7 protein-coding genes and 1 tRNA gene are annotated in these 7,301 nt (G+C 65.7%); 7 read left to right on the top strand and 1 reads right to left on the bottom strand.

The genetic code is table 11. The annotated features are described in order from the left end of the window. On the top strand, nt 1-452 hold a 452-nt coding region (locus VK533_RS02690; RefSeq protein ID WP_324374768.1), incomplete at its 5' end, for a Crp/Fnr family transcriptional regulator. 14 nt (nt 453-466) lie between these two features. On the opposite strand, the gene VK533_RS02685 is transcribed toward VK533_RS02690, so the two are convergent. Continuing rightward, nucleotides 467-540 (bottom strand) — tRNA-Gly (locus VK533_RS02685). A gap of 91 nt (nt 541-631) precedes the next feature. On the opposite strand from VK533_RS02685, the gene VK533_RS02680 reads away from it, so the two are divergent. From VK533_RS02680 to VK533_RS02655, 6 genes are all read left to right on the top strand, one after another. Continuing rightward, a complete protein-coding gene (locus VK533_RS02680) occupies nt 632-1,462 on the top strand; it encodes a M48 family metallopeptidase (RefSeq protein WP_324374766.1) in 831 nt (276 codons plus the stop codon). Between the two features lie 146 nt (nt 1,463-1,608). Further along, nucleotides 1,609-1,881: a hypothetical protein gene (locus VK533_RS02675; RefSeq protein WP_324374764.1), complete on the top strand. Its 273-nt coding sequence runs from the start codon at nt 1,609-1,611 to the stop codon at nt 1,879-1,881. 140 nt (nt 1,882-2,021) lie between these two features. Next, nucleotides 2,022-3,410 (top strand): O-antigen ligase family protein, encoded by a 1,389-nt coding sequence (locus VK533_RS02670; protein WP_324374762.1) that lies wholly within the window; start codon nt 2,022-2,024, stop codon nt 3,408-3,410. A gap of 97 nt (nt 3,411-3,507) precedes the next feature. After that, complete coding sequence (locus tag VK533_RS02665; protein WP_324374760.1) at nt 3,508-4,218, top strand: polysaccharide biosynthesis/export family protein; 711 nt, start codon at nt 3,508-3,510, stop codon at nt 4,216-4,218. A 10-nt stretch (nt 4,219-4,228) separates the two neighbouring features. Beyond that, nucleotides 4,229-6,436, top strand: coding sequence for a polysaccharide biosynthesis tyrosine autokinase (locus tag VK533_RS02660; RefSeq protein ID WP_324374758.1), 2,208 nt, complete (start codon nt 4,229-4,231; stop codon nt 6,434-6,436). A 70-nt stretch (nt 6,437-6,506) separates the two neighbouring features. Beyond that, nucleotides 6,507-7,301 (top strand): hypothetical protein (locus VK533_RS02655; protein WP_324374756.1); only part of this gene is annotated, 795 nt, incomplete at its 3' end.

Here is a 7,301-nt window from a genome sequence, read left to right as displayed (position 1 = left end):
GGCTCGACCATGACGTGGTCGCGCTCAGCGAGGTGCGCGTCGCCTTGTTTCCGCACACGGTGCTGCGCAAGCTGACCGAGACCGCGCCGCATCTGGCGCGCATGCTGTGGCTGCTGACCGTGATCGACGCCGCGATCCATCGCGAATGGATCGGCCGGCTCGGCCATTCGGCGGCGGTACGCATCGCCCATCTGCTGTGCGAACTGCATGCGCGCTTCGACGTGGTCGGACTGGCGACGCCCCAGGGGTTTCCGATCGATCTCACGCAGGCCGATTTCGGCGACATGACCGACCTGACGCCGGTCCACGTCAACCGCACGCTGCGTAAGCTACGGGAAGCCAATCTGGCGGTGGTGCGGGACGGCTATGCCGTGATCCCGGATCTGGTGCGGCTACAGGAGTTTGCCGGCTTCGATCCGACCTATCTCTATCTCGAGAACAGGCCGCGCTGAGTTTTGGAAGAGCCTGGAGCGGGTGAAGGGAATCGAACCCTCGTCGTAAGCTTGGGAAGCTTCTGCTCTGCCATTGAGCTACACCCGCGGCCCGATGTCGCCTGCCACAACCGCAATAGCGTGGTCAATCCGCTGACGCGCAGGTCGCCTGCGGTGCCGCGCACCGGTAGCGACATGCCATGATCGCACTGATCGGCCTGGCTGGCATGCTCGATGTCCTGCGGCAGGCGGATGCGCGGGTGGCGGCGGTCGCGTGGCGCCTGCAGACCGCCAATCTGAGCTTGTGCGCCGACCCGGCTGCGCTGGCGGGCTTTTCGGTCGAAACGCTGGATCAATATGCCGTGGCGGAACGCGCGGAAGCAGGCGCGCAATTCGGCCTGCGTGATCGGCCCCAGATCAGCGCGGTCGCGCCGGGCAGCGCCGCGGAAAAGGCCGGACTGCGCGCCGGCGACGAAATCGTCGCGGTGGACGATGTGCCCGTGCCGCCCGGGCAGGGCGGAAAACCGAGCTATGCGCGCACCGCCGCGGTCGAGGCGGCATTGGCGGCCGCGCTGGCCAAACCGCCGGTCAAGCTGACATTGGCCGCACGCACCGTCTATCTGACCGGCGATCGCGGTTGCCCGTCGGCCGTGCAACTGGTGCCGGGCGGGCGGTTCGATGCCAGCGCCGACGGTCACTACGTCCAGATTTCGGGCCCGATGTATGAATTTGCGGTCGGGGACGACGAACTCGCCTTCCTCATCGGGCACGAATTGGCGCATAATCTGGTTCCGGAGGCGAAGCGCGCCGCCAGCGGCAAGGCGCAGCGCGCGGCCGAACTGGCAGCGGACCGGTCCGCGATACGCATGATGGCGGGTGCGGGATATGACGTGAGCGTGGTCGTGCCATTCCTCGATCGTCTCAGGGGAAAGGCCCCCCTGTCCTGGCTCGACGGCACGCATCCCAGCTGGAGCACGCGTGTCGCCGCGGCCGCCGCGGCGGTGGCTTCGGTACGCGCCGGAATGCCTTGATCAGGGTTAACCCGTTGTTGCGGAACGTCCACGCTAACCGAACGTTACGACCCCAGCATAGGCACATGTTCCGATTTTGGACTTGTCCCACAGATAAAATTGTGCGACCGGCGTCCGGACTAATTTGAAGGCAGGGAACCTGATTCATGACCGTTTCTAAAGTGTTGCTTTCGGCCGTGATTGCCTTGACCCTGGTTCCCGCAGCGGCCCAGGCGGCGAGCACTGCCGCGTCCGCGCAGGCGCTGAGCCCGGCCGCGCGCTCTCTGTCGCTTTCCAGTTCGGTCCGCGTTGGCGCCAAGTCGGGCAAGAGCAGCCACGTTCTGGGCCTCGGCCTGCTGGCCTCGCTGTTGGTCGCCGCCGGTGCGGTTGCCGCTACGGTGGTCGTGGCCGATGCGGTCAGCAACAATTCGAGCGGCTGATCGGCTGCTGACATTCGCTGAGCGAGTGATATTGGAATAGCCGTCCCCCGGGGCGGCTATTTTCATATTGGGCTGGTTTCGCATGAGATTGGGCGCGACCGTTCGCCGCTTTGGCGGAGAGCGGATTTTCTGACAGGAAGATGATGTCCAGGGCCGCGCCAGGGCGCTTCACGATCATAGCCTATCTGCTGTTCCTGGGCGTGGTCGCGCTTACCGGCGGGTCTTCGCATTACGACGCGGCGAGCCAGCCGGTGGTTCGCCTTGCCGCGATCCTGCTGATCGGCGCCTTGGCGTTGCGGCGATCGGATCGGGATATTAGCTCCTATCGCCCGGCATTCTGGTTCCTGACCGCGCTGGCGCTCATAATATTCTTGCAGCTGGTGTCGCTGCCGCCGGGCCTGTGGACGGATCTGCCGGGGCGCGACCGCTATCTCGCGGCGGCGATCGCGGCGGGCGAGCCGCAGCCGTGGCGGCCGATCAACCTTATGCCCGATCGCGGTTGGAACGCCCTGTTCGCGCTGTTGCCGCCGATCGCGGCGCTGTTAGCGGTCAGTCGGGTGCGCACGCGCGACCAGATCGCAGTGATGGCTGCGTGGCTGCTGATCGTGGTGGCCAGCGCGGTGCTGGGGCTGGCACAGGTCTCCGCCGGCAGCGACGATACATTGCGCTTCTATGCCGCGCCGCCGACCACGTCGGCGGTGGGGTTGTTCGCCAATCGCAACCATCAGGCGCTGTTGATCTGTTGCGGCTTGCCCATGCTGGCGGTGTGGACGGATCTGATGCGCGCCGATCGCGCCACGGCCCGGCTGCACGGCGCGATCGCTATCGTCAGCGCCGCCTTCCTGCTGCTGGTGATCCCGACGACAGGGTCGCGCACCGGTCTTATGCTGCTCGCTCTCGCCTTGCCGTTTGCGATCGCTCTCGCATGGCCGGCCCTGAAGGCCGCGGTGGGCACGCTTTCGCGCCCTCGGCGGACTGTGGTGGTTGCCGCCGCACTGACCGCCTTGGCGGTCTTGATCGCGGTGGCGCTGACCTTTTCACGGGCTGAATCGGTGCAGCGGTTGTTCGCGATCGACCCCGTCGAAGATGCCCGCGTCAGGTTGCTGCGGCCGTTGATGGCCATGATCCACGGTTTTTTTCCGTTCGGCAGCGGCTTCGGATCGTTCGAGCCGGTCTATCTTGGGTTCGAACCGTTCGGGAATCTGGCCGTCACCATCATGAATCAAGCGCACGACGATTATCTCCAGCTTGCTCTGGAGGCGGGATTGCCGGGCCTGCTGCTGTTGATCGCATTCCTTGGCTGGTGGGGTTGGACGTCGCTCAGGCTTTGGCGACGCGCGGACGGGGAAGGCCGCTTACTGGGGCGGCTCGGATCGGTCGTGCTGCTGCTGATCATGGTCGCCAGCGCCACCGATTATCCGGTCCGCACGCCGCTGATGATGGTGCTCGCCGCGCAAAGCGCCGGCTGGATGCTGCTGCCGGCACGGCGGCGCACCGATCATGGCGAAATGCGGATCAAAACGGGCTGATCGGGGTCGTGGTGACGATCAGATTGGTGCGGGTTCATGGCTTTACCGTCTGCCGACTTGCACCTATGACGAGGGCACCGAGGGGATTTGCGGAAGAATGATGCGTCGTAATCTCGTTCTTTTCGCCGCGATCCTGCTCGGCGGATGCGGGGGGCAGCTGCCGTTGAAGAGCACCTCGCAATTGCAGGTGGTCAATGACACGGCATTGCCGGCACCGGTCCGTACCGATCTGGTCGCGCAGGGTCGCGACAGCCTGATCGGTCCGCTCGACACGATTGCGGTCGATGTCTTCAATGTCCCCGAACTGAGCCGCGAAGTTCAGGTCGATCCAGGCGGCAGCATTTCGCTGCCGCTGATCGGTACGGTCGATGCGCGCGGCAAGACCTCGGTCGAACTGGCGCGTGCGATCGAAGGCGCGCTGCGCAGCAATTATGTTCGCAATCCGGAGGTGACGGTCAACGTCAGGAACTCGGTCAGCCAGGTTGTCGCGGTCGACGGCCAGGTCGCCGAGCCCGGCCTCTATCCGGTCACCAACCAGATGACGCTGGGCCGCGCGATCGCGTCCGCCAAGGGCCTGAGCGAGTTCGCCAAGCTCGACGATGTCGTCATCCTGCGCACGGTCAACGGTCAGCGGATGGCGGGCCTTTATAATATGACCGCGATCCGGCGGGGCCTTTATGCCGATCCGGCGGTTTATCCGAACGACGTGATCGTGGTCGGCGATTCGCCGGCGCGGCGCCTGTTCAAGGATTTCGTGTCCGTGACGCCGTTGCTGGCGGCGCCGCTCATCGCGCTGATCCAGAAGTAAGGGAAAAGGCGTGAACTCTTCCCAACCGCTCCGTCTGATGGCCGCCGAACCGGTGGCGATCCATCGCCCGACCGCCGATGACGGGCAGATCCCCATGTTCCGGCAATATCTGCGGATCGCGACGCGCTGGCGCCTGGTGTTCGCCGGCTGCGTGCTCGGCTGCCTGATCGTCGCGCTGATCGTCACCCTGTTGATGACGCCGAAATATACGGCGACGACCACGATCGAAATCGCACGCGATTCCAACCGCATCGTCAACATCCAGGACGTGCAGCAGGATACCAGCGTCGCCGACCAGGAATTCTATCAGACCCAATATGGTCTGCTGCGGGCGCGCTCGCTCGCCGATCGCGTCGCCCAGCAACTCAGCTTCGCCGACGATCCGGCCTTCTTCAAGATGTTCCGCGTCAAGCTGCCGTCCGAGCTGGCCACGATGGGCGCCAACGGCCGCTACGCTCTGGCGGGGCATGACGCGCGTCAGCGCCGCGCGGCCGAAACTCTGCTCCTGCATCTCAGCGTCTCGCCGACGCGCCTGTCGCGTCTCACGGACATCGATTTCACCGCGCCCGATCCGGCATTGGCGGCGCGCGTCACCAATACCTGGTCGTCGAGCTTCATCCAGATGACGCTGGAACGGCGTTACCAGGCGACCGCTTATGCGCGCACCTTCCTCGAAAGCCGGCTCGAACAATTGCGCCGCAAGCTCGAGGAATCCGAACGCCAGCTGGTTGCCTATGCGACGGAACAGCAGATCATCAACCTGCCCGCCCAATCCGGTCAGGGCGAGAACCGCACGGTGGAGCGCTCGATCGTCGCCGACGATCTGGCCGCGCTCAACGGCCAATTGTCCCAGGCGACCGCCGATCGGGTCCAGGCACAAGCGCGCTACGACCAGACGCGCGGGGCCGGCGGCGACCAGAGCGAAGCGCTCGGCAACGTCGCGATCAACCAGTTGCGCGAGAAGCGCGCCGAGCTGGCTGCCGATTATCAGCGCCTGATGGTGCAGTTCGAGCCGGGCTATCCCGCGGCCAAGGCGGTCCAGTCGCAAATCGCGCAGCTCGACAAGAGCATCGCGCGCGAAGAAGCCCGCGTTTCCTCGTCGATCGGCGCCGATTATCGCGCCGCACAGCAGCGCGAGAGCGGGCTGAAAAGCCGGGTGGATACGCTCAAGTCCAGCCTGCTCGATCTGCGCCGCCGCAGCATCCAATATGCGATCTATCAGCGCGACGTGGACACCAACCGCCAACTCTATGATGGCCTGCTTCAGCGCTACAAGGAGATCGGTGTCGCCGGCGGCGTCGGCGTGAACAATGTTTCGATCGTCGACCTGGCCGACGTACCGCAGAAACCCTCGTCGCCGCGTCTTGGCCTCAACCTTCTTCTCGGCATGCTCGCCGGCATCGCGCTCGGTATCTTGGTGGTGATCATCCTCGAGCAGAGCGACGAATCGATCGCCGACCCGGCCGAGGTCAGCCATCTGCTCGGCGTGCCGCTGATCGGATCGGTGCCGATGACGGTCGGCCAGACGCCGATGGATGCCTTGCAGGATCGCAAATCGGAGCTGGTCGACGCCTATCTGGCGGTTCAGACCAACCTCGAATTCTCGACCGAGCATGGCGTGCCGCGTTCGATGTCGATCACCAGCACGCGGCCGGGCGAAGGCAAATCGACGACCGCGTTTGCGCTGGCGCTGATGCTGGCGCGGTCGCGCAAGTCGGTGGTGCTGATCGATGGCGACATGCGCTCGCCATCGGTGCACACTTTGGTCGGCACCACGCACAGCACGGGCCTCAGCAACTATCTGGCCGGCAATGACGATCTCGACAGCCTGCTGGTCCACACCGAGCAGGGCCTGACGGTGATGACCGCAGGCCCGATCCCGCCCAACGCCGCCGAGCTTCTGACCGGCGATCGCCTGCCCAAGCTGATCGAGACGCTGCTGCAGACGTACAATCACGTCGTGATCGATACGCCGCCGGTGATGGGCCTGGCCGACGCGCCGCTGATCGGCAGCCGCGTCGAAGCGGTCGTATTCGCGGTCGAGGCGCACGGCATTCGCGCCAGCATGGCGCGCACCGCGCTCGGCCGTCTCGCCAGCGCCAGCGCGCGCGTGATCGGTGGCGTGCTCGTCAAGTTCGAAGCGCAGCGCGCGCATTTCGGCTACGGCTATGATTACGGTTATGGCTATGGCCACGAGCGCAAGTCGCGGAATCGTTGAGGCTTCCGATCCGGCAAGCCGCCTAAAGCGGGTTCTGCTGCTTCTGGCATTGGGCGCGGTCGCGGTCGCGATGTTGCGCCAAAGCTTGGCCGATGTGGTGCGCCCCGTCGATCCGGCGCTCGCGCTGCGCCTGGATCCCGACAATGCCGACGTAGCGGCATCGCGTGCCGAGCAGTTGCTTCGCCTCGATCCGTCCAATCGCGCCGAAGCGGAGAGGCTCGCGCGCCGCGCGCTTCGCCGGTCCCCGGTCTCGGCCGCGGGCGCGCGCATGCTCGCGACCGCACGGGACGTTGCCGGCGATCCGCGCATGGCGCGCGGATTGATGGTCTATTCGGAAAGCCAGTCGCGCCGCGATTTGCCCACGCAAGTGTGGCTGATCCAGGAAGCCGTCGACCATGACGACATTCCCCGCGCGCTTCATCATTATGACATCGCCCTGCGTTCTTCGGAGGCGACCAAGCCGTTCCTGTTTCCGGTACTGGTCAAGGCGATCGGACAGCCGCCGGTGGTCACAGGCCTGATCGACACGCTCGTCGCGCGTCCGCTCTGGGCGGCGCCGTTCCTGGAACTGGCCGCGCGTGATGCCCAGGATCTCGACGGCCTCGCACGGCTGCTGGGGGGCCTGGCAGGGCGAGGCTATCCCATGCCGACTGCGGTGGCGGGGGAAGCGAGCGCGCGGATGGTCAACGCCGGGCGCTATGAATCGGCGTGGCTGGTGTATGCGGCCAGCCACGGCCATCCCGCACCGGCGCTCGTGCGCGATCCCGGCTTCGCGCATATCGAAGCCGTCGGCGCCGGCCCCTTCGAATGGATGATCCTCACCGGCAACGGCCTCAGCGCCCAGACCAGCCGTTATGGCGCACGG

It is taken from the genome of Sphingomonas sp. (genome assembly GCF_035317925.1).
Lineage (GTDB): Bacteria > Pseudomonadota > Alphaproteobacteria > Sphingomonadales > Sphingomonadaceae > Sphingomonas_I.
The sequence above is the reverse complement of the archived record's forward strand: the minus strand, read 5'-3'. Positions and strand labels throughout refer to the sequence as shown.

What these genes read in the sequence shown, in the direction of transcription:
- VK533_RS02680 (WP_324374766.1), top strand. Translation starts at nt 632, where the DNA reads ATGATCGCACTGATCGGCCTGGCTGGCATGCTCGATGTCCTGCGGCAG.
- VK533_RS02675 (WP_324374764.1), top strand. Translation starts at nt 1,609, where the DNA reads ATGACCGTTTCTAAAGTGTTGCTTTCGGCCGTGATTGCCTTGACCCTG.
- VK533_RS02670 (WP_324374762.1), top strand. Translation starts at nt 2,022, where the DNA reads ATGATGTCCAGGGCCGCGCCAGGGCGCTTCACGATCATAGCCTATCTG.
- VK533_RS02665 (WP_324374760.1), top strand. Translation starts at nt 3,508, where the DNA reads ATGATGCGTCGTAATCTCGTTCTTTTCGCCGCGATCCTGCTCGGCGGA.